Below are 22,195 nucleotides of genomic sequence, written 5' to 3'. Positions count from 1 at the left end.
GCAACCCTGGAATGGCTGACCTTCGGTATGTGTGAATTGACAGGAATTCAGTAGCTGGCTCTCAGCCGCCTGAAGAGGGTCTCATGACGCAATACATACAAAATCCGGCGCTCTGGGCACTTCTTGTCGTAACCCTTGTCGCCGTCGCCCTCATTGTTCGTCAGCGACGGGCGGCGCGCAGATTACGGCAGGAGATCGCAGGGCTTCGAAACCACTACGGTGAGTTGGAGAGCCAATACTCGGAATCCGTTCGCTCGGCCCAGCAGGAGGCCGAGGGGGAGACGAGGACCGCCCTGAAGTCCGCCATGCGGACCCTCCAGGGTCTCGCCGCGGAGCAGCAGCGCATCATCTCGGGGCTGCAGCGCAAGTACGGCGATTCCGTCATGCTCCAGGACCTCCTGGAGATCGACCACATGAACGCGCAGTTCGGCCGGCGCGCGCAGTCCATCGCCGTGCTGTGCGAGGGCTGGCTCGGCCGGCACCGTGACGTGGCCTCGGTCTACGACGTGGTCCGCAGCGCCCAGGGCAGGATCCGCCACTTCCAGCGGGCACACATCCTGTCCAAGGTCGACTTCGGCGTCACCAGCCGGGCCGTCGAACCGGTGGCGCTGGCCCTCGCGGAACTGCTCGACAACGCGACCAGCTACTCCAGCCCGGACACCGTGGTCGAGATCAACGTCCGCTCCGTGCCCAAGGGCGTCTGCATCATCGTCGACGACGCCGGCGTCGGTATGAACGAGGAGGAGAAGGCCAGGGCCGAGAAGCTGCTCACCAGCGAGCGGGCCACGGGCGTCTCCGGCCTCGGCAACCCGCCGCAGTTCGGCTTCGCGGTGATCGGTGTCCTCTGCGAGCGGTTCGGCTTCACGGTGTCGGTGGACTCCACCTCCCCCTACGGAGGTGTGCGGGCGGTCGTGCTGCTCCCCGACGAGCTGCTCACCAGCATGCCGGAGCCCCGGCAGCCCGAGGCGTCGATGGAACCCATCGCGTCCCGGCAGGAGCCGGTGGCCGTGGAGACGGGCCTGTCGGCGTTCACGGCCGACCCCGAGCCCTCGCTGCCCGTCGGCACCACCGAGGACGGTCTGCCCAAGCGGCGCCGCAAGCGCCCGATGGCCCTGGTCTCGACCGGCCCCTCCGCCTCGCCCGCACCCAAGCGGCGCAGCGAGGACACGGCCGCGATCATGGCCGCCTTCAAGCAGGGCACGGACGCGGGCCGCGCCACCCATCCCGAGGCGGGGGAGCGTCCGGGCGGTACCCGTGACGCAAGCAGCGAAGGACACGACGTCCCATGAACAACGATCTTTCCTGGATGCTCGACAGCGCCCTGGAGATCCCCGGAGCGCTCCACGCCGTCCTCGTCTCCTCCGACGGGCTCCTGAGGGCCCGTTCGAAGGACGTGGACAAGGACGACGCGGACAAGGCCGCCGCCGCGATGAGCGGTATGCAGTCCCTCAGCCGGTCGCTGGCGTTCTTCTGCTCCCGGTCGGACCTGCGCTGGCAGCAGACCCTGGTCGAGTTCGACGGCGGCTGGATCTTCCTCATCTCGGCCGGTGACGGCGCCTACCTCGCGGTGTCGGCCTCCTCCGACGTCGACATGGCGGACATCACCTTCCGGATGCAGCAGCTCGTCGGCCAGCTGGGCAAGGTCATGACCGCTCCACCCAGGGAGAGCAGCGTGGTAGGGCCATGACCGATTCCGACAAGCAGGAGCACGAAGCCGCCGAATTAGTGCGGCCGTACGTCATCACCGGTGGCCGCAGCCTGCCCGGCGAGAGCCAGTTCTCCCTGATCACGCTGGTCACGGCGGTCGCCGATCAGCAGCAGCGGCCTGCCCGCCTCTCGCCCGAGGAGCAGAACCTGCTGCGGATGTGCGTCGGCGGCTATCTCTCCGTCGCCGAGATCTCGGGGCACCTCCGCCTGCCGGTGGGTGTGGTGAAGATCCTGCTGGCCGCCCTCTCCGAGGCCGGCTATCTCGTCACCCGCCCGCCGGAGACCCGTGCTCCCGTCGCCAACCTGAAGATTCTCGAGGAGGTGCTCAATGGTCTCCAGTCCAAGTTTGGATGAGCGGGCGTACGTCCCCGGCGGAGAGACACAGACCGCCGTGAAGATCCTGGTGGTCGGGCACTTCGCGGTGGGCAAGACCACGTTCATCGGGTCGATCTCCGAGATCTCGCCGCTCTCCACCGAGGAGACGATGACCCAGGCCGGCGAGGCGATCGACGACCTCAAGGGCGTCCAGGGCAAGACCACCACCACGGTCGCCATGGACTTCGGCCGCCTCACCGTCAGCGACCGCGTCGTCCTGTACCTCTTCGGCACCCCCGGCCAGCAGCGCTTCGTACAGATGTGGGAGGACATGGCACGCGGCGCCCTCGGGGCGCTCGTGCTGGTCGACCCCGAGCGCCTGGCCGACTCGTTCGCCGTGATCGACCTGATCGAGCAGTACGGACTCGACTACGCGATCGCGGTCAACCATTTCGACGGTACGTCGATACGTGACGCCAGGGCGCTGCGCGAAGCGCTTGATCTGCTGGACGACACCCCCATCGTGACCTGCGACGCGCGGGACGAACGGTCGTCGGCCGAAGCACTGATCACGCTCGTGCGCTACTTGATGGACCGCGCCCGTTAGGAGCAGAGCAGACATGACATCGGATTCCGCCTTTCCCGCCCCACCACCCGGCTGCCCGGCCCACGACAGCGGACTGCGGGTCCCGCTGTACGGCTCGGAGTTCGCGGCCGATCCGCAGGCGTACTACGCGCACATGCGGCACTACGGTCCCACCGCCCCGGTCGAGATCGCGCCCGGCGTGGACGCGACCCTCGTCACCGACCACGCCACCGCCCTGAAGCTGCTCCAGGACTCCGGCAACTTCCGCAAGGACGCCCGTCGTTGGCGCGACGTCGCCGAGGGCAAGGTCGGCCCGGACAGCCCGGTCGTCCCGATGCTGGGCTACCGGCCCAACGCCATGTTCACCGACGGCGCCGAGCACGCGCGGCTGCGCCAGGCCATCACCGAGAGCCTCGCCAAGGTCGACTCCCGCCGGCTGAGCGACATGACCAAGCGGGCCTCCGACTACCTCATCGCCCAGGTCGCGGCCCGTGGTTCGGTCGACCTGATGAACGACTACGTCAAGCAGCTGCCGCTGCTCGTCTTCAACGAGCTGTTCGGCTGCCCGGCGGACGTCGGCGACCGGGTCGTCTTCGGCATCTCCGGAGTCTTCGAGGGCGTCAACGCCGAGAAGGCCAACGCGGTGCTGGGCCAGGCCGTGTTCGAGCTGGTGGCGCTGAAGCGGGCCAGGCCCGCCGACGACGTCACCTCCTATCTGATGCGGCACGAGGCACGGCTGACGGACGAGGAGCTCGTCCACCAGCTGATCCTGCTCCTCGGCGCGGGCGCCGAACCGCTGCGCAACCTCATCGGCAACACCCTGCACCGGCTGCTCCTGGAGGACCGGTACGCCGACGGCGGTCTGATCGAGGAGGCCATCGACGACACGCTGTGGGACAACCCGCCCATGGCGAACTACGCGCCGCACTACCCCGCGGCCGACATGGAGTTCGGCGGCACCAAGCTGCGGGCCGGTGACCTGGTCCTCGTCAGCATGACGGCCGCGAACACCGACCCGGCACTGGCGGCCGCCCGTCGGGCCGGCGGCGGTCGCGCCCATCTGTCCTGGAGCGCCGGCCCGCACGCCTGCCCCTCCAAGGAACTCGCCCGGCTCGTCACGATGGTGGCCATCGAGAACCTGCTCAACCGGCTGCACGACATCGAACTCGCGGTGCCCGAGGACAGCCTGACGTGGCGTCCGGGCCCCTTCCACCGCGCGCTGGCCGCGCTGCCCTGCCGCTTCACCCCGCAGGTCGTCCAGCGGCCGAACGCGCCCCGTATGACGGAGCCTTCGGCGCGAGGCGAGAGCGCTCCGGCGGGCCGCAAGGCGGAGCGAGGTGTGTGGGGCTCCTTCCTGTCCTGGTTGAAGGGGTGACGCACGCAACACTCTGTAACAGAACGCACTGCATGAGTATTCAACCAAAGGGGTAGTAACGCGGCGGCATTCGTGGTGACCAACGAACAAAGGGAGGTGTCGTGGACCACATATCCACCGGCGCCGCTTCTGCTCGACATCCGGACATTTCCCGCCGCTCCCGACGAGACGCCGCCTTACCCCACGCGGTGGCCACCAGGGGCGTGACCCGCCATCAGTCGCCGCGAGACGAGATACCCGCCGAGGTCGGCGGGTATCTTTCTGTGTCCTCTCGCACGCTCGGCACCCCCGGGGCGGGATCCTCGCCCCCGGCCCCGCCCCCCGTCCCGCCCTCGCACGGCGAGCAGCGGCGGGAGCACCGGTGAGCGCCACCGGGTCCGGCACCGGGAGGACCCGGGAGGACCGGACGCTCGGCGACCTCGTCAGCGGCCAACTGCTGCGGCTCTGCCAGGAGTCGGGTCTCACCCGCTCCGACGCCGAGACCTACGCGCGTCTACTGACCGACTCCCTGGGCGCGGTGGCCGAGCGGCCCCTCGAACTCCCGCCCCCCTCGCGGACGTTCCTGTCGGACGACTCCACCCCGGTGGAGTTCTCGCTCTCCTTCACACCGGACGCGCCACCGGCGGTACGTGTGCTGCTGGAACCGGGATACGGGGCCGACGACCTTCGGGAGAACGGCCGCGTCGGCCTGGACGCCGTCCGGTCGATGGCCCGGCGCTGGGGCTTCGCCACCGATCGGCTCGACGCACTGGAGGACCTGTTCTTCCCCGCGGACCCCCAGGGGCCCCTGGCCCTCTGGGTCGCGCTGGAGTTGCGCCCCGGCGGTGTGCCCAAGGTCAAGGTGTATCTCAACCCGGCCGCGGCCGGCGCTTCGAGAGCCGCCGAAACGATACGGGAGGCACTGGACCGACTGGGCCACCGGCACGCCTTCGACGCGCTGCCGCCGGCCGACGCCTATCCGTTCTTCGCACTCGACCTGGGCGACTGGGCGGCGCCCCGGGTGAAGATCTACGCCACGCATCACGGGCTCCCGGTGACGGCCGCCGGTGAACTGTGCCGGACGGAGAACCGCCCCGACGGCGCGCTGCTGGAGGAGTTCCTCCGTACCGTGGGCGGTTTCGACGGCACGGCGGGGCACCCGCCCGACCCGGTGGCCCGCTTCGACCGGCGGCCCGTCCTCACCTGCCACTCCTTCACCAGGACCACCGGTGGCCCCACCGGGTTCACCGTCCACGTCCCCGTCAGGGACTACGCCCGGGACGACGAGGAGGCGCTCCGGCGGGCCCGGACCGTCCTCGGCCGCCAGGGGCTGCCCACCGGTTCCCTCGGCCGGTCGCTGGAGACCGTCACCTCACGGCCGCCGCGGGACGGTGTCGGGCTCATCGCGTACGTGGCACTGGTCCACGAACACGAGCGACCGCCCCGGGTGACCACGTACATCTCGTCGGAGGCCTACGAGGTCCGGCCCCCGAACATCCCGCACGAGCCAGATCGCCGGCCCATCGGCGGCGAAGCAATCCGCAGTACGTCAGGAGCAAGGATCTGTATGGAGCCCTACCGCATCAAGGTCGTCGAGCCCATCGCGCTCACCACCCGGGAACAGCGCGAGGCGGCGCTGGAGCGGGTGCACTACAACCTCTTCGACCTGCGCGCCGAGGAGGTGACCATCGATCTGCTCAGCGACTCGGGCACCGGCGCCATCTCCGCCGCGCAACTCGCGGCGGGCATGGAGGGGGACGAGTCCTACGCGGGCTCGCGCTCGTTCTACCGCTTCCACGAGACCGTGACCGAACTGACCGGCTACCGGCACATCCTGCCGGCGCATCAGGGACGCGCCGCCGAGCGCATCCTGTTCAACACGCTGCTCGAACCGGGCGGCATCGTCCTGGCCAACACCCACTTCGACACCACGCGTGCCAACGTGGAACTTTCCGGGTGTCAGGCCCATGACATCCCATGCGCCGAGGCGCGCGACCTCGACAGCGAGCTGCCCTTCAAGGGCAACATCGACCTGGACAGGCTCCGCGCCACGCTCGAAGGCCCGGACGGCTCCCGTGTCCGCGTGGTGATCATGACGATCACCAACAACGGCGGCGGTGGCCAGCCCGTCTCCATGGAGAACCTGAAACAGACCGCCGAGATCTGCCGCCGCCACGGCGTCCCGATGATCCTGGACGCCGCCCGGTTCGCCGAGAACGCCTGGCTCGTGACCCGCCACGAGGAGGGCTACCGCGACCGCACCCCGCGCCAGGTCGCCGAAGAAGCGTTCCGGCTGGCCGACGGCTGTGTCATGAGCGCCAAGAAGGACGGCATCGTCCACATCGGCGGCTTCATCGGCCTCAACGACCCCGAACTCGCCGAGAAGTGCGAACGGCTCCTCATCGCCACCGAGGGCTTCGCCACCTACGGCGGACTCGCGGGCCGCGACCTCGACATGATGGCCACCGGTCTGCTGGAGGTGACCGAGCCCGCGTACCTCGCGGAACGGGCCGACGTCGCCTCCCACCTCGCCGACCGGGTCCGCTCGGCGGGCGTCGACATCCTCGAACCCCCGGGCCTGCACGCCCTCTACCTCAACGCGGGCCGTCTGCTCCCGCACATACCGCCCCACCACTACCCGGGTCACGCCCTCGCCTGCCGCCTCTACCTCGAAGGCGGCATCCGCTCGGCCGAGCTCGGTTCCCTGTACCTCGGCGAGGAGGACGAGGACGGCAACCCCACCAAGAGCGCTCCCTACGAGCTGGTCCGGCTCGCACTGCCGCGCCGCGTCTACACCCGCAGCCACTACGACCACGTCGGCAGGACCCTGGAGCGCATCGCCAAGGACGCCGACTCCGTCCACGGCTACCGCATCTTCGAGCAGTCGCCGATCCTGAGGCACTTCCGCGCCAAGCTCGAGCCCGTGACCGGCTGATCCTCACCGGTAGGCATCTAGGCATCTAGGCATCTAGGCATCGAAGGGCGCCTGGCCCGGGTATCCACCCGGGCCAGGCGCCCTTTCGCGTGGGGACGACCGGATGTCACCGAAGGTGGCCGGCTGTCACGGGCGGTCACGCTGCGAGGTGCCGATGCCGCTCGCGCAGGGCGCTCCCGCAGGGCAAGTGATCTGCGACATATCACCATGTCACCCGTTATGGGTAGCTTGAGGTGCTCGCCCCGCCCGTGGCGCCGCGTCGTCGAACGCACCGCCCACCGATCCCCGGCCCGGGAGACCCATGCGCCCTCGAATAGCCTCCGTGCGACCCCTCGCCCTGACGGGCGGTGCGCTGACCGTCGGCCTCGGCGGCCTCTATCTGACGGGGCTGCTCGTCACGGGCGGTGAGATCGAATCCGGTACGACCGTGGACGGGGTGGACATCGGGGGCCTCAGCCGCACCGAAGCCATCCGCAAGCTGGACGAACACCTGACGGTGGCCGCCTCGCGGGAGCTGGCCGTGAAGGTCGGCGACCGCGCCGGGACCGTCGACCCGCGGCAGGCCGGACTCAGCTTCGACGCCGAGCGGACCGTCGACCGGGCGACGCGCACGGCCTCCGATCCGGCCGGCGTGCTCGGCGCGTTCTTCCGCTCGGGGGGCGCCGTCGAGCCGGTCGTACACGTCGACGAGGACAAGGCCCGCACCGTCCTCGGAAAACTGGCGCGCGACCTCGACCAGAAGGTCCGCGACGGAGCCGTGACCTTCGAGCACGGCCATGTCGAACAGGTCGCTCCGCGCCGGGGCTACGCACTGGACGTGGACGCCGCCGTCGACACCCTCCGGACCTCCTTCCTGCACACCACGGCGGACACGGTCACGGCCCTGCCCACCCGCGACGCCGAGCCGAAGGTGGCGGCCGAGGAGGTACGACGGGCGGTGCGCGAGTTCGCCCGGCCGGCCATGTCGGCGCCCGTCACCCTCACCGCCGACGGCAGACGGTTCACGCTCGGCCCGGACGTGCTGGGCGAACACCTGACGATGCGGCCGGACGCCTCCGGCCGACTGACCCCGAAGCTGGACGGCAAGGGACTGCGCTCCGCCCCCGAGGCCGCCCGCCCCCTGGCCGGTGTCACCGCCACGGCCGAGAACGCCGGACTGGATGTGGACGGCGACCGGGCCGTGGTGACCCACGACGCCCGGACCGGCGTCGAGGTCACCGACACGGCGCTGAGCGAGGCCGTACTCCCGCTGCTCACCGGGGCGGACGCGGCGGCCCGTACCGGGGACGTGGCCGTGCGACGGATCCAGCCGGAGGTGACCCGTGAGAACGCTGCGGGCCTGGGCCTGACGGAGAAGATGTCCTCCTTCACCGTCAACTTCGAACCGGCCGCGTACCGCACGAAGAACATCGGCCGGGCCGCGCAGCTCATCAACGGCTCCGTCGTCATGCCCGACAAGACCTGGAGCTTCAACCGGACCGTGGGGCAGCGCACCGAGGCCAACGGCTTCGTCGAAGGCATCATGATCCTCGACGACCAGTTCACCAAGGCGTCCGGCGGCGGGGTCTCCGCCCTGGCCACGACCGTGTACAACGCGATGTTCTTCGCCGGGGTCGAGCCGGTGGAGCACGGCGCCCACTCCTTCTACATCGAGCGCTACCCCGAGGGCCGTGAGGCGACGGTCGCCTGGGGCAGCCTCGACCTCAGGTTCGCCAACGACTCGGGCCACGCCATGTACATCAAGGCCGAGTCCACCGACACATCGGTGACCGTCACCTTCATCGGCACCAAGCGCTACGACGAGATCAAGTCGGTGAAGGGCCCCCGGACCCACGTCGAACCCCCGGCGAAGAAGGTGAGCACCGACGAGAAGTGCGTACCCCAGACCCCGCTGGAGGGCTTCGACGTCACCGTGGAACGGGTCTTCTACGACGGCGGCAGGGAAGTGCGGCGGGAGCCGTTCCACACCCACTACACCCCTCGCGACGAAATCACCTGCGAGATCCCCGAGAAGCCCAAGAACTCCGAGAAGCCCAAGGAGTCCTAGAAGCCCAAGGAGTCCTAGAAGTCCTAGAACCGGGATCATGCGCGCGATCGCGCAACGTCGTTGCAACATTCCGGTTCCTAGCCTGCCTGCGAGAGCCGCCCAACGGCGGGTGGCGCTTCTCGGGAGGCAGGTACTCATGACCCGTTTCGCAGCGCCCGGCACGGACGGCGCGGTCGTCTCCTACGAGGCGCGTTACGACCACTTCATCGGCGGCGAGTACGTGCCGCCGGCGCGCGGGCTGTACTTCGAGAACCCGAGTCCGGTGAACGGGCTGCCGTTCACCGAGATCGCGCGCGGTACCAGCGAGGACGTGGAGCGCGCCCTGGACGCGGCGCACGCGGCCGCGCCCGGCTGGGGGCGTACGTCCGTGACCGAGCGCTCGGACGTCCTGCGGAAGATCGCCGACCGGATGGAGGCGAATCTGGAGAGGCTGGCGGTCGCGGAGAGCTGGGAGAACGGCAAACCGGTACGGGAGACCCTGGCCGCCGACATCCCGCTCGCCATCGACCACTTCCGGTACTTCGCGGGGGCGATCCGCGCGCAGGAGGGTTCGCTGGCGGAGCTGGACGACGACACGGTCGCGTACCACTTCCACGAGCCGTTGGGTGTGGTCGCCCAGATCATCCCGTGGAACTTCCCGATCCTGATGGCGACCTGGAAGCTCGCACCCGCGCTGGCGGCGGGCAACGCGGTCGTGCTCAAGCCGGCCGAGCAGACCCCGGCGTCCATCCATGTCTGGATGAGCCTGGTGGCCGACCTGCTGCCGCCGGGCGTGGTGAACATCGTCAACGGCTTCGGGGTGGAGGCCGGCAAGCCGCTGGCGTCGAGTCCGCGGGTGGCGAAGGTGGCGTTCACGGGCGAGACGACGACCGGGCGGCTGATCATGCAGTACGCCTCGGAGAACATCACCCCGGTGACCCTCGAACTCGGCGGCAAGTCGCCCAACATCTTCTTCGACGACGTGTGGTCCGCGAACGACGACTTCCGCGACAAGGCCCTCGAGGGCTTCACCATGTTCGCCCTCAACCAGGGCGAGGTGTGCACCTGCCCGTCGCGGGCGCTGGTGCAGCGCGGCAACTACGCCGAGTTCATGGAGGCGGCCGTCGCCCGCACCGAGCAGATCAAGACCGGGCACCCGCTGGACACCGACACCATGATCGGCGCCCAAGCCTCCAACGACCAGCTGGAGAAGATCCTCTCCTACCTGGACATCGGCCGACAGGAGGGAGCCAAGATCCTCACCGGTGGTGAACGCATCGAACACGACGGCGAGTTGAAGGGCGGCTACTACGTCCAGCCGACGATCTTCGAGGGCGACAACCGCATGCGGATCTTCCAGGAGGAGATCTTCGGCCCCGTGGTCTCCGTGACCTCCTTCGACGACTTCGACGACGCCATCAAGATCGCCAACGACACGCTGTACGGTCTGGGCGCCGGCGTCTGGACGCGGGACACCAACACCGCCTACCGCGCGGGCCGTTCCATCCAGGCGGGCCGCGTCTGGACCAACTGCTACCACGCCTACCCGGCCCACGCCGCGTTCGGCGGCTACAAGGGCTCGGGCATCGGCCGCGAGACCCACAAGATGATGCTGGACCACTACCAGCAGACCAAGAACCTCCTCGTGTCGTACTCGCCGAAGAAGCTCGGCTTCTTCTAGACGCGGGAAAGGGCGCCCGAGGCATCCCTCACGGACTCCGAAGGCGCCCCCACCCCGGTGGTGCCGACAGCTCCGCCTCCAACTCGCGCAGCCGGGCCCGTACGGCCGGTGCGGGCCGTACGGTCGCGAGCGCCCGCCACACCTCCAGGTCGTCCTCGCCCCAGGGGGAGTGCGCCCAGTCCGCCAGGAGATCGGGGTCGCGGCGGGCTGTCAGGGCGCTGCGCAGCCCGTCGGCGAGCCGGTGCCGCAGCCGTACGACCGCCGGCGCCCGGGAACCCGGCAGCAGCGGACCCGCGTAGGCCGACGCGGCAGCCGTCACCGCACCCGTCTCCAGCCACCGCTCCACGGCCGCCGCGTCGGACTCGACCGGAACCGTCAGCCGGTACGGCCGCGACCCCAGCAGCCCCGGCCCGAGCAGCCGGCGCAGCCGGGCCAGCTCGGCCCGCAGCGTCACCGGCGTCACCGACTCGTCCTCGTACAGCGCGCAGAGCAGTTCGTCACCGGAGAGTCCCTCCGGGTGCCGGGCGAGCAGCACCAGGATCTCGCTGTGCCGCCGACTGAGCCGGATCTTCCGTCCCCCGACGACGAGTTGGGCCTCGTCGCGGCCCAGAGCCGCCAGGTCGAGCGCGTCGGCCGCGGCCCCGGGCGGGGCGAGCAGGGCGAGTTGGGACTCGGCGGCCCTGGCCACCGCCCGGACGAAGCCGAGGCTGTGCGGATGCGCCAGGCCGTCGCCGCCGGTGATGTCGATCGCGCCGAGCACCCGTCCGGTGCGCGGATCGTGCACCGGCGCCGCCGCGCACGTCCACGGCTGTACCCGCCGGATGAAGTGCTCGGCCGCGAACACCTGCACCGGCCGGTCCACGGCGACCGCCGTACCCGGAGCGTTCGTCCCCACCGCGGACTCCGCCCAGCGCGCCCCCGGTACGAAGTTCATCCGGTCCGCCCGCCGCCTGGTCGCCGCGTCCCCCTCCACCCACAGCAGTCTGCCCTGCGCGTCGCACACCGCCAGCAGATGCTCGCCGTCCGACGCGAACGTGCCCAGCAACTCCCGGACCAGCGGCATCACCCGGGCCAGCGGATGCTCCGCACGGTAGGAACCGAGGTCGCCGTCCGTCAGCTCCACCCGCGCGGTGCCCTCCGGCCCGACGCCCGCCCTCGCCGAACGCCGCCACGAGTCCGCGACCACCGAACGCACCGGCCGTACCACCGTGCCCTGCTGCGTGAACGTCTCATGGGCGCGGCGCAGCACCCGCACCCGCTCGACGGGGTCGGCTCCCGGCTCCAGAGCCACCCATGGATCGGTCAACTCGGCCTCCCGGAAAAGCGCTCACGGCTGCACCCATCGTCACCGCAGGACCCACGCCCCGACAAGCCGCGCGCCCGCCGCAACCTCAGCCGGCGTCCACCAGGCGTATGTAGTGGTCCCAGTCCCAGTGCGGCCCCGGATCGGTGTGGTCGGTGCCCGGCACCTCGTGGTGGCCGATGATGTGGGCGCGGTCCTTCGGTATGCCGTACCGGTCGCAGACCGCCGAGGTGAGGGCCGCCGACTGCTCGTACATGGCGGCGGTGAAGTACTCGGGCCGGTCCACCCAGCCCTCGTGCTCGATGCCTATGCTCCGCGCGTTGTAGTCCCAATTGCCCGCGTGCCAGGCGATGTCCCGCTCACGGACGCACTGGGTGACCCGCCCGTCGGCCGACCTGAGCACATAGTGCGCGGAGACCTGCTTCGCCGGGTTCCAGAAGACCGGCAGGGTGTTCTTGTACGTCGTCTGTGTCACATGGATGATCACCAGGTCGATCGGCCGGCCGGCCGGGCGGTCGGCCGCGGTGTAGTTGGCCGGGCTCGCCGGGTCCCAGCGGGCGGGTGTGTGGTCGAGGGCCGGTGACCGGGCGTCGGCCCGGGGGGTCGGGAGCAACGCGTAGGGGATCGCGGCGAGGGCGGTGCCCTGCAGCAGCCGCCGCCTGCTGGGCGACGGCCTGGCTCGCTCCATCTGGTTCCGCCTCTCAGGGGTCGTGGTCGAAGACGCGTCCACGGGTCGAATGACTGCGCCTCACGTGGATCACGGTACGGCGATTGGGGGTCGGGGTGATCGAGCATGTGGAAAACGGTGGAAAAGCGGCGAGTTGTGGATAACTTCGTCACTCACACGAGGGGTCACGAGGGGTGTGGCCAGGGGAAGTGGTCAGGGGGGAAGTGGCCAGGGGTGCGGGTGGCCGACACGACAGGCCCGTGCACGGCGAGGCAGGCCGACCGCGTTACGGCCTTACCCCGGCCGTCGCCGGATCGTCCAGCACACTCCGCACCACCGAGTGGGCCGCACCCAGCAACGGTCCCTCGGAGCCCAGGCGGGACACGGTCACGGCACAGGCCGGACCGGCCGTCCGCCGTGCCAACTCCCGCTCCAGCGAGGGCAGCAGCCAGGGCGCGAGCGCGGCCAGGGCGCCGCCCAGCACCACGGTCTCCGGGTCCAGCAGATTGACGGCGCCGGTCAGCGCGATGCCGAGCGCCGTGCCGGCGCCGCGCAGGGCCCGGTGCACGTCCTTGTCACCGGCGGCGGCCCGCTCGGCGAGGAACTCGACGCGGTGTTCTCCCGGTTCCAGTCCGGCCGCCCGCAGCACAGCCTCCTCACCGGCGTACTGCTCCAGACAGCCGCGTCCGCCGCACGCGCAGTCGGGGCCCTCGGGGCGCACGGGGACATGCCCCAGCTCGCCCGCGAATCCCTGGGTGCCGCGGAGCAGCCGGCCGTCCACGACGACCGCGCCGCCGATACCGATCTCCGCGGAGACGTGCAGGAAGTCGGACGGTGTGCCCTCGCCGAGCCAGAGTTCGGCGAGACCGCCGAAGTTGGCCTCGTTGTCCACGGTCACCGGCAGTCCGCCCGGCAGGAGGGCGCCCAGGTCCGTGTCGTGCCAGTCGAGGTTCGGGGCGCGGACCACGGTCCGGGCGTCACCGGCCACCAGGCCGGGCACGGCGACCGCCAGCCCCGCGGGCCACAGGCCCTCGCCCTCCGCCTCCGCGACCACCCGACGGACCAGCTCGGTCAGCTCGTCGATGACCGGCTCCGCCGCCCGGCCGCGATTGGTGCCGTGCCGCACCGCCCTGGCCCGCACCTCACCGCGCAGGTCCACGGCGCAGACCGCGAGATGGTCGACGCCGATCTCCGCGCCGATCCCGGCGGGCCCGCGACCGCTGAGGGCGAGCGCCGAGCCGGGCCGCCCGACCCGGCCGGGTCGCTCGGGGCCCAGTTCCTCCAGGAGCCCGGAGCGGATCAGCTCGTCCACCAACGTCGACACGGCGGCCCGGGTCAGGCCGATGCGCGAGGCGACGGCGGCCCGGGACAGCGGCCCCTCGGCGTTGACGCTGTGCAGGACCCGGGAGAGGTTGCGGCGGCGCATGCCCTGCTGGTTGTCGGGCACACGACGGCCGGAGCCGCCCGTGTGGGTCTCGTGCGGTGCTGCGGTCATGCCTCCCTCGACTCCCGTCGGTGTGGCCTGGCGGATTTCCTGGTGGGTGTCTCCTGCGACCTGTGCAGATCATGACCCATGTAGATCATGCCGGAATCGGATTTTCCCACGTCGGGCACCCCGGTCCTGTCCCCGGTCCGGTACCCGCTCCGGTCCCGGGTCCGGTCCCCGGTCCTGATCGGCGGCCCCGACCGGCGGCCCCGGGTTCAGCCGGCGTCCGGTCCGCGCTCGAGGAGCGGTGCCGCGTCGGCCAGCACCCCGGAGATCCTGCCGAGCGTCTCCTCGTCCCGCTCCACGGCCTCCAGCACCGGCCCCCGGGTGGTGTCCCAGCGGCGGGCGACCGCGGCCGGGTCCTCGCCGGTGAGCAGCCCGGCGGCCTGCGCGGCGGCGCCCAGCGCGACCAGCTCCTTGGCCTCGGGGACCTGTACGGCCCGCCCGGACAGCCGCCGTACGGTCTCCTGCCAGGCCGTGCCCCGTGCGCCCCCGCCGATGAGCAGCAGCGGAGCGGAGGTGTCCGCGTCCGCGTCGAGCACCAGATCCAGGGCGCCGAGCAGCGAGTGGACGGCGCCGTCGTACGCGGCCTGGAGCAGCTGACCGCCGGTCGTGTCGTGACGCAGTCCGTGCAGCAGGCCCGAGGCGTGCGGCAGGGCCGGGGTGCGCTCGCCGTCCAGGTAGGGCAGGAGGGTGACGCCCGTGCCGGGCTCCACGGCCTCACGGTCCAGGCCCAGCAGCGCGGCGACCCGGTCGACGGCCTGGGTGCAGTTCAGCGTGCAGGCCAGCGGCAGCCAGTCCCCGTGCGCGTCGGCGAAGCCGGCCACCGTGCCGGTCGGGTCCGCGGGCCGGTGCCGGGAGACCGCGTACACCGTGCCGGAGGTGCCGAGGCTCAGCACCGGGGTCCCGGGGCGCAGACCGAGCCCCATGGCGGCGGCCGCGTTGTCCCCCGTACCGGCGGCGACCAGGGTGCCCTTGGCGAACGGCAGCTCATGGGCGTCCCGTACGGTTCCGGCGACCTCGCCCGGCCGGACCACACGGGGCAGCAGCGCCGGGTCCAGCCCCACATGGGCGAGGACCTCCGCGTCGTACGCCTCGGTGGCCGACGCCCACCATCCGGTGCCGGAGGCGTCGCCGCGGTCGGTCGTGCCCTGACCGGTGAGGCGTTCGGTGAGGTAGTCGTGCGGCAGGCGTACGGCGGCGGTCGCGCGGACGGCCTCGGGCTCGTGCTCGGCCAGCCAGGCCCATTTCGTGACGGTGAAGGACGGGCCCGGCACACTGCCGGCGCGCTCCGCCCAGGCCTTCGCGCCGCCCAGCTCCTCCACCAGACGGGCGGCCTGCGGCGCCGAACGCACGTCGTTCCACAGCAGCGCCGGACGGACCGGCTCGCCCCGGGCGTCGAGGGTGACGAGGCCGTGCTGCTGGCCGCCGATCGAGACCGCCGAGGCCTCGCGTGCCGCCTCCCCGCACTGCCGCAGGGCCTCGCACAGCGCGTCCCACCACTGGCGGGGATCGCTCTCCCGCCCGGCACCGGAGGACACGGTGTGCGGCGCCTGCCCGCTCGCCACCACCCGTCCCGTCGACGCGTCGACGACCAGGGCCTTGGTGGACTGTGTGGACGAGTCCACACCGACGACGAGCGGACCCTCGGCTGCTGACATCGGGCTCTCCCTCTCACACGGCTGGTGGCTGCCGCTGACGCGGCCGACGTCTCGTCGGGCGACATCTTGTCTTCCCAGAGACGCGTCCGCATACTAATTTGTAAATCGCCATGACGAAATAGTCGGAGCGCAAGGAGCCGCGGCATGAACTACCAGCCCACCCCCGACGACAGGTTCACCTTCGGCCTGTGGACCGTCGGCTGGCAGGGACGGGACCCGTTCGGCGACGCCACCCGGCGCGCCCTCGACCCGGTCGAGTCGGTGCAGCGTCTGGCGGAGCTCGGCGCCTACGGCGTGACGTTCCACGACGACGACCTGATCCCCTTCGGGTCCTCGGACGGCGAGCGCGAGGAGCACGTCAAGCGGTTCCGCGCCGCCCTGGACGCCACCGGCATGACCGTGCCGATGGCCACCACCAACCTCTTCACGCACCCCGTCTTCAAGGACGGCGCGTTCACCGCCAACGACCGCGACGTCCGCCGCTACGCGCTGCGCAAGACGATCCGCAACATCGACCTGGCGGTCGAGCTGGGCGCCAAGATCTACGTCGCCTGGGGCGGCCGCGAGGGCGCCGAGTCCGGCGCCGCCAAGGACGTCCGGGACGCGCTCGACCGGATGAAGGAGGCCTTCGACCTCCTCGGCGAGTACGTGACCTCACAGGGCTACGACCTGAGGTTCGCGATCGAGCCCAAGCCGAACGAGCCGCGCGGCGACATCCTGCTCCCCACAGTCGGCCACGCCCTGGCCTTCATCGAGCGCCTGGAGCGCCCGGAGCTGTACGGCGTCAACCCCGAGGTCGGCCACGAGCAGATGGCCGGGCTCAACTTCCCGCACGGCATCGCCCAGGCCCTGTGGGCGGGCAAGCTCTTCCACATCGACCTCAACGGCCAGTCCGGCATCAAGTACGACCAGGACCTCCGCTTCGGCGCGGGCGATCTGCGCTCGGCGTTCTGGCTGGTCGACCTGCTGGAGAGCGCCGGTTACGCGGGCCCGAAGCACTTCGACTTCAAGCCGCCGCGCACCGAGGACTTCGACGGCGTGTGGGCGTCGGCCGCGGGCTGCATGCGCAACTACCTCATCCTCAAGGAGCGCGCGGCCGCCTTCCGCGCGGACCCGGCGGTCCAGGAGGCGCTGCGCGCGGCCCGACTGGACCAGCTGGCCCGGGCCACGGCCGCCGACGGTCTGCAGGCCCTGCTCGCGGACCGTACGGCCTTCGAGGAGTTCGACGCCGAGGCCGCCGCCGCTCGCGGCATGGCCTTCGAGCAGCTCGACCAGCTGGCGATGGACCACCTGCTGGGCGCGCGCGGCTGACGCACGCGCGCGGGGGAGGCCCTTTCCGCCCGGCGCGGTGGAGGGGCTCCCCGTCCGGCCGATGTCCGTCTCGGCCGGCTCCTTCGCCTCTCCCGATCGATCCCTGCGCGGAGTTCTCCGGAATCGTGCGATCCATGGCATGAGTCCGTATCAACTCCCGCGCAGGGCTCGCGCCCTGGCCGTTTCGCGGCGACTCTGGACGGTATGGGCATGCCGCCGCCACCGTCCCAGCCGCCTCGGATCCCGGGCGGCACACCGCCGTCGAACGGCTCGGGGTTCGGCCCCCCTCCAGGGGGTCACGGCCCTCCACCGGGCGATCCGACCGGGGGAGGTGGTGGCTACCAGCCCCCGGGTCAGGGCGGGGGCTGGCAGTCACCCGATCCGCCCGGTGGACCACCTCCGGGCGGGCGCCGCAAGGTTCTGCTCATCGCGCTCGCGGTGCTCGTCGTCGGGGCCGTCCTCGCCGTGGTGCTGGTGACCACCGGGGATGAGGGATCGCCGGACGAGGCGCCGCCGGGCGGCAGCACGAGCCCCTCGCCCACCCCGTCGCTGAGCCTCCCGTCCCGGCTGCCCAGCGGCCTTCCGACGCTTCCCTCGGGGTTCCCGAGCGACCTGCCCAGCGGCTTCCCGAGCGAACTCCCCAGTGGCTTTCCCAGCGGCCTCGACTCGCTCTTCCCGGCCCCGGCCGACGACACCGGGTGACGAGGACCACCCGACCGCACCACAGGGGTGGGACCCGGAGCCCCACGCGCGCGTACCGGCGTGCGGCGCGCGCACCCGCCACGGGTGGGCCGCCGCACCCGGCACCGGTGGGCCGCAAGCCTCAGACGCCGGGCTCGGCGTCTACCGAAGCCAGGGCCGTCGCCGGGTCGTGGGCCGCTGGCCCTGCGGGCGCCCAGCGGCCCCGCTCCTTGCGATAGGGCCACCAGCGGCCGTCCCGCCCCAGCCGCAGCTGGGCCGAGCCGCCGACCACCGTCCAACGGTTGTGCGCGGCCCGCAGGGCGGGCCGCTCGCCGTCGTCCCAGGCCGTCTCCAGGGCGGCACGCGCGCGGGCGAGCGATTCCGCCTGGACGTGCCATTCCTCGTCGAGCACGGCGAGAGCGGCCGGCCCGCCGTAGCGCCACGCGCGGACGGCGAGCGCCAGCCCTTCCCGGCCCCGCTCGGAACCCCGCGCCAGCCGTGCCCCGACGCCCGGCTCCGGATCACCCGACGCCAGCCGCACCGCGTCCTGGTCGAGCGTCGGCTCCTGCTCCAGCGGCTGCCGCTCGTGTCCGGGACGGAGGGCGTCGGCCAGCATCCGGCGCGCCTCCCGTGCCGTCTGCGCCGCCAGGAACTCCAGGGCGCTCGGGTCCACCCCGGGCGCGGGCGGGACCTCGGTGTCCAGGGAGGCCGGCAGACCGGGCTCCACGGGCGGTGGGGGCGGCTCGGGGAGCGGGGGAAGGATCCCGCCCGCCGCGAACGCCTCGGCGGCCTCCAGACCGCCCTGGCGGCCGTCCTGGAGGCATGCCGGCGCCGCCTCCGCTGCGGGCGCGACGCTGCGGACCTGGAGTTCGTCCAGGAGCGCGCGCTCGGCGCGGCCCCGCATCAGCAGCAGCACGAAGGGGTCCTCGTCCAGGAGCCTGGCCACCTGGTAGCACAGGGCCGCGGTGTGCCCGCAGTGGTCCCAGGCGCCGCAGTCGCAGCGCGCCTCCAGATCGCCGAGCCCGGGCAGCAGTTCCACTCCGTGGGTCGCGGCGTCCTCGACCAGATGCGTGGGCATCTCACGGTCCAGCAGGGCGGCGATGTGCCCGGCCCGCTCGACCGTCATGTCCAGGAAGCGGTCCCAGTGGTCGGCGGACAGCTCCTGCAGCAGCACGTCGGCGCGGTGGGCGGTGCCGTCGCGGTCCTGGACGACGGCGGTGACACGTCCGGGGCGCACCGACACCGCGCCGACGGCTCCCGCGCGCGCGAGCCTGCGCCCCGCCTTCACCTGCTGTCCGTCGAGCGCCGCGTCCTCGAGTGCCTTCAGCCAGGCCCGGCCCCACCACGTCCGCGCGAAACCCCGCCCGTGCGCGGGTGCCGACGCCGCGAACGTCCGTTCCTCGTCATGTCCCGTGCGCCCCGTCATCGCGCCTCCCCCCGAAGTTCCACCAGGTCCGCCAGATCGGCGTCGGACAACTCGGTCAGTGCCGTGTCGCCCGCGCCCAGCACCGCGTCGGCCAGCTCCCGCTTGCGCAGCAGCATGTCCGCGATGCGGTCCTCGATCGTTCCCTCCGCGATCAGCCGGTGCACCTGCACCGGCCGTGTCTGACCGATGCGGTACGCCCGGTCCGTGGCCTGCGCCTCGACGGCCGGGTTCCACCAGCGGTCGTAGTGCACGACATGCTCGGCACGGGTCAGGTTCAGCCCCGTGCCGGCGGCCTTCAACGACAGCAGGAAGACGGGCACTTCCCCCTCCTGGAAGCGTTCGACCATCGCCTCCCGCTCGGGGACCGGTGTCCCGCCGTGCAGAAAGCGCGTGGGCACGCCGCGTGCCGCGAGGTGGCGTTCCAGGAGTCGTGCCATCCGGACGTACTGGGTGAACACCAGAACGCTCGCGTCCTCGGCGAGGATGGTGTCCAGCAATTCGTCCAGCAGCTCCAACTTCCCCGACCTGCCCGCGATCCTGGGCCGTTCCTCCTTGAGGAACTGCGCGGGGTGGTTGCAGATCTGCTTGAGCCCGGTCAGCAGCTTCACGATCAGTCCGCGCCGTTCCATGCCGTCGGCCGCGGCGATCTCCGCCATGGTCTCGCGGACCAACGCCTCGTACAGCCCCGCCTGTTCCCTGGTGAGGGACACGGCGCGATCGGTCTCGGTCTTCGGCGGCAGCTCCGGCGCGATGCCCGGGTCGGACTTGCGACGGCGCAGCAGGAACGGCCGGACGAGACGGGACAGCCGCTCCGCCGCGGCCGGATCCCGGCTGCCCTCGACCAACTGCGCGTACCGGCTGCGGAAGGCGCCGAGCGTGCCGAGGAGACCCGGTGTGGTCCAGTCGAGGATCGCCCACAGTTCGGAGAGGTTGTTCTCCACCGGAGTGCCGGTGAGCGCCACACGCGCGCGTGCCCCGATCGTCCGGAGTTCCTTCGCCGTGGCCGAGTAGGGGTTCTTCACATGCTGTGCCTCGTCCGCCACGACCATGCCCCACGGCACCTCCGCGAGCCGCGGCGCGTCGAGCCGCATCGTGCCGTACGTGGTCAGGACGAACTCTCCGCCGGCGAGATCGTCCAGGCCGCGTCGGGACCCGTGGAAGCGGCGCACCGGCACACCCGGCGCGAACTTCTCGATCTCCCGCTGCCAGTTGCCCATCAGGGAGGCAGGACAGACCACGAGGGTGGGGCCCGCCGACGCGGCGTCGGTCTGCCGGTGCAGATGCAGGGCGATCAGGGTGATCGTCTTGCCGAGGCCCATGTCGTCGGCGAGGCAGCCGCCGAGCCCCAGGGAGGTCATCCGGGCCAGCCAGGTGAGGCCACGCAGCTGATAGTCCCGCAGGGTCGCGGCGAGTCCGGCCGGTTGCCCCACCGGCTCCTGCCCCTCGGGGTCCGACAGACGCTCCCGCAACGTCGCCAGCCACCCCGTCGGCCGCACCTCGACGGTCCGGCCGTCGACCTCCGTCGAGCCCGTCAGAGCGGCACCGAGCGCGTCGACCGGCGACACCTTGCGGTCGCGCTGGGCACGCGCGCGGTGGATCTCCTCCGGATCCACCAGCACCCACTGGTCGCGCAGCCGCACCATGGGACGGTTCGCCTCCGCGAGCAGGTCCAGCTCCTGCCGGGTGAGCCGCCGGTCGCCCAGGGCGAACCACCAGTCGAAGGCGAGCAGGGCGTCCGAGGAGAGGTACGAGGGTGTGTCCGACGCGGCTCTGCCGGGGCCCTGCTCGTCGTCGGGCGGGCCGATCACCGCGCGGGCCGTCAGCTTGCGGGCCAGCTCCCTGGGCCAGTGCACGTCGACGCCGGCCGCAGCCAGCAGCCGGGCGCCCTCGCCGAGCAGTTCGGTGACCTCCTCGTCCGCGAGTTCCACCGCGTCGGGCACCGCCGCGGAGAGCAGTGGGGTGAGCGGGGCCCAGGCGCGGGCCGCGCGGCGCAGCGCCACCAGGGCGTCCATCCGCGCGCGCGGGCCGAACGCCTCGGCACCGGCCCACACGGCGGACGCGTCCGCGACGAGCGCGGGGTCGCTCACACTGTGCACCTGCGGGACGGCACGGAACCGCGGCTCCGCCCCGTCCCCCTCGTCGGCCGCGACGGAGGCGAGTCCGGGGATCTCGATCCGCAGCGACACCCGGACCCCCGCGTCGTGTCCGGCCGCGACGTCGGCGGCCCAGGCGCGCTGCTCGGGCACCTGGTGCGGTTCCCGCACGGCGAAGGCGGGGCCGCCCGCCGCGACGCCCGCGGCGGGCGAGCGGGGCAACGCGTCCAGGACGGCGTCGAGGAAGTCGCGCAGCAGCCGCTCCGGATCGGGCAGCCGCAACGGCTCGTCGTGATCCACCGGTACCGCGTGTGCCTCGGGTGGCATCGCGGCGGCCAGTTCCCTCACCAGGTCCACGTCCTCCGCCCGCAGTGGGCCGGCCCGCCAGGCGTCGTGGCCGGTCGCTGTCACGCCGGGCAACAGCAGCCCGCGTGCGGCGAACTGGAGCGCCAGTACGGCGGCCGCCCCCCAGAACGCCGTCGACCGGTGGGCGCCCGTGGCGGCACGCGCGCGTGTGAGCACCGGCAGCGCGGCGCGCACCGGCAGCGAGACGGCGGGCACCGTCACCAGCCGGACGCCTTCCTCCCCGGGCAGCACGACCGTCAGCTCCCCGGGCGATCCGTGGGTGACCTCGGGCGGTGAGGCGCCGTCCTCCCGCCAGAAGGCGACACGGCCGGTGCGGGCGGGGTCCGCGGCCACGAAGACGGCACGGCAGCCGGCGAGCGCGGAGACTTCGGAGGGGGTCGCCACCGGGGTGGAGGGGGTTGGCACGGGGTTCGTCGGCACAGGGATACTGAACTCCTCAAATTTGACTACCGTAGCCAGAATCGCCGAGAGTACCTCATCCCAAACCTCCGAGGGGCATGCTGTGAGGTGACGCGGGTCACTTTTCCCGCTCGGCGGCGGGGGCATCTCAGGGTTGTACGGGGGTTCGACTCAGGGACGTGTCAGGGTCGTGGTCCG

The 22,195-nt window shown here is 71.9% G+C and carries 16 protein-coding genes; 10 read left to right on the top strand and 6 right to left on the bottom strand.

Features of this window, described 5'->3' with window-relative positions; all coding sequences use genetic code 11:
• Window positions 1-83: 83 nt before the first annotated feature.
• The 8 genes from J8M51_RS10095 (at window position 84) to exaC (ending at window position 10,604) form a co-directional block, all read left to right on the top strand.
• Entirely contained in the window at window positions 84-1,289 is a 1,206-nt protein-coding gene (locus tag J8M51_RS10095; RefSeq protein WP_086760750.1) for a sensor histidine kinase, read from the top strand.
• Window positions 1,286-1,687 carry a roadblock/LC7 domain-containing protein gene (locus J8M51_RS10090; RefSeq protein WP_086760748.1) on the top strand — a complete coding sequence of 134 codons (402 nt, stop codon included), beginning with the start codon at window positions 1,286-1,288 and terminating at the stop codon, window positions 1,685-1,687. Before J8M51_RS10095 ends, J8M51_RS10090 begins: the two co-directional genes overlap by 4 nt.
• Window positions 1,684-2,061, top strand: a complete 378-nt coding sequence (locus tag J8M51_RS10085) for a DUF742 domain-containing protein (protein WP_086760746.1) — start codon at window positions 1,684-1,686, stop codon at window positions 2,059-2,061. Before J8M51_RS10090 ends, J8M51_RS10085 begins: the two co-directional genes overlap by 4 nt.
• Window positions 2,036-2,629: a GTP-binding protein gene (locus J8M51_RS10080; RefSeq protein WP_013005331.1), complete on the top strand. Its 594-nt coding sequence runs from the start codon at window positions 2,036-2,038 to the stop codon at window positions 2,627-2,629. Before J8M51_RS10085 ends, J8M51_RS10080 begins: the two co-directional genes overlap by 26 nt.
• A 13-nt stretch (window positions 2,630-2,642) precedes the next feature.
• Entirely contained in the window at window positions 2,643-3,983 is a 1,341-nt protein-coding gene (locus J8M51_RS10075) for a cytochrome P450 (protein WP_216587126.1), read from the top strand.
• A 361-nt stretch (window positions 3,984-4,344) separates the two neighbouring features.
• Entirely contained in the window at window positions 4,345-6,897 is a 2,553-nt protein-coding gene (locus J8M51_RS10070; protein ID WP_267299115.1) for a tryptophanase, read from the top strand.
• Window positions 6,898-7,198: 301 nt separating this feature from the next.
• On the top strand, window positions 7,199-8,944 hold the full coding sequence (locus J8M51_RS10065) for a VanW family protein (protein WP_086758346.1): 1,746 nt from the start codon (window positions 7,199-7,201) through the stop codon (window positions 8,942-8,944).
• Window positions 8,945-9,080: 136 nt separating this feature from the next.
• Window positions 9,081-10,604 carry an acetaldehyde dehydrogenase ExaC gene (exaC, locus tag J8M51_RS10060; RefSeq protein WP_086758344.1) on the top strand — a complete coding sequence of 508 codons (1,524 nt, stop codon included), beginning with the start codon at window positions 9,081-9,083 and terminating at the stop codon, window positions 10,602-10,604.
• A gap of 28 nt (window positions 10,605-10,632) precedes the next feature.
• On the opposite strand, the gene J8M51_RS10055 is transcribed toward exaC, so the two are convergent.
• The 4 genes from J8M51_RS10055 to xylB all read right to left on the bottom strand — a co-directional run bounded on the left by J8M51_RS10055 (window position 10,633) and on the right by xylB (window position 15,721).
• Complete coding sequence (locus J8M51_RS10055; RefSeq protein ID WP_216587130.1) at window positions 10,633-11,910, bottom strand: GAF domain-containing protein; 1,278 nt, start codon at window positions 11,908-11,910, stop codon at window positions 10,633-10,635.
• Between the two features lie 85 nt (window positions 11,911-11,995).
• Entirely contained in the window at window positions 11,996-12,595 is a 600-nt protein-coding gene (locus J8M51_RS10050) for an N-acetylmuramoyl-L-alanine amidase (RefSeq protein ID WP_086764466.1), read from the bottom strand.
• A gap of 265 nt (window positions 12,596-12,860) precedes the next feature.
• Window positions 12,861-14,069 carry an ROK family transcriptional regulator gene (locus J8M51_RS10045; protein ID WP_086764463.1) on the bottom strand — a complete coding sequence of 403 codons (1,209 nt, stop codon included), beginning with the start codon at window positions 14,067-14,069 and terminating at the stop codon, window positions 12,861-12,863.
• A gap of 206 nt (window positions 14,070-14,275) precedes the next feature.
• Complete coding sequence (gene xylB / locus J8M51_RS10040) at window positions 14,276-15,721, bottom strand: xylulokinase (protein ID WP_086764460.1); 1,446 nt, start codon at window positions 15,719-15,721, stop codon at window positions 14,276-14,278.
• 144 nt (window positions 15,722-15,865) lie between these two features.
• Between xylB and xylA the strand changes: the two genes are divergently transcribed.
• Both xylA and J8M51_RS10030 read left to right on the top strand, forming a co-directional pair.
• A complete protein-coding gene (gene xylA / locus J8M51_RS10035) occupies window positions 15,866-17,032 on the top strand; it encodes a xylose isomerase (protein ID WP_086764457.1) in 1,167 nt (388 codons plus the stop codon).
• A gap of 438 nt (window positions 17,033-17,470) precedes the next feature.
• Window positions 17,471-17,734, top strand: coding sequence for a hypothetical protein (locus J8M51_RS10030; RefSeq protein ID WP_256966362.1), 264 nt, complete (start codon window positions 17,471-17,473; stop codon window positions 17,732-17,734).
• A 121-nt stretch (window positions 17,735-17,855) separates the two neighbouring features.
• Here J8M51_RS10030 and J8M51_RS10025 read toward each other — a convergent pair whose 3' ends face one another.
• Together J8M51_RS10025 and J8M51_RS10020 are read right to left on the bottom strand one after the other, a co-directional pair.
• Window positions 17,856-19,139, bottom strand: coding sequence for an SWF or SNF family helicase (locus J8M51_RS10025; protein ID WP_267299114.1), 1,284 nt, complete (start codon window positions 19,137-19,139; stop codon window positions 17,856-17,858).
• Window positions 19,136-22,144 (bottom strand): DEAD/DEAH box helicase, encoded by a 3,009-nt coding sequence (locus J8M51_RS10020; RefSeq protein WP_086754824.1) that lies wholly within the window; start codon window positions 22,142-22,144, stop codon window positions 19,136-19,138. The genes J8M51_RS10025 and J8M51_RS10020 overlap by 4 nt, the downstream gene beginning before the upstream one ends.
• Window positions 22,145-22,195 lie beyond the last annotated feature (51 nt).

Origin of the sequence: Streptomyces griseiscabiei (assembly GCF_020010925.1) — a bacterium.
In the GTDB taxonomy this organism is placed as follows: Bacteria; Actinomycetota; Actinomycetes; order Streptomycetales; family Streptomycetaceae; genus Streptomyces; species Streptomyces griseiscabiei.
This window is presented reverse-complemented; position numbering and strand designations above follow the sequence as displayed.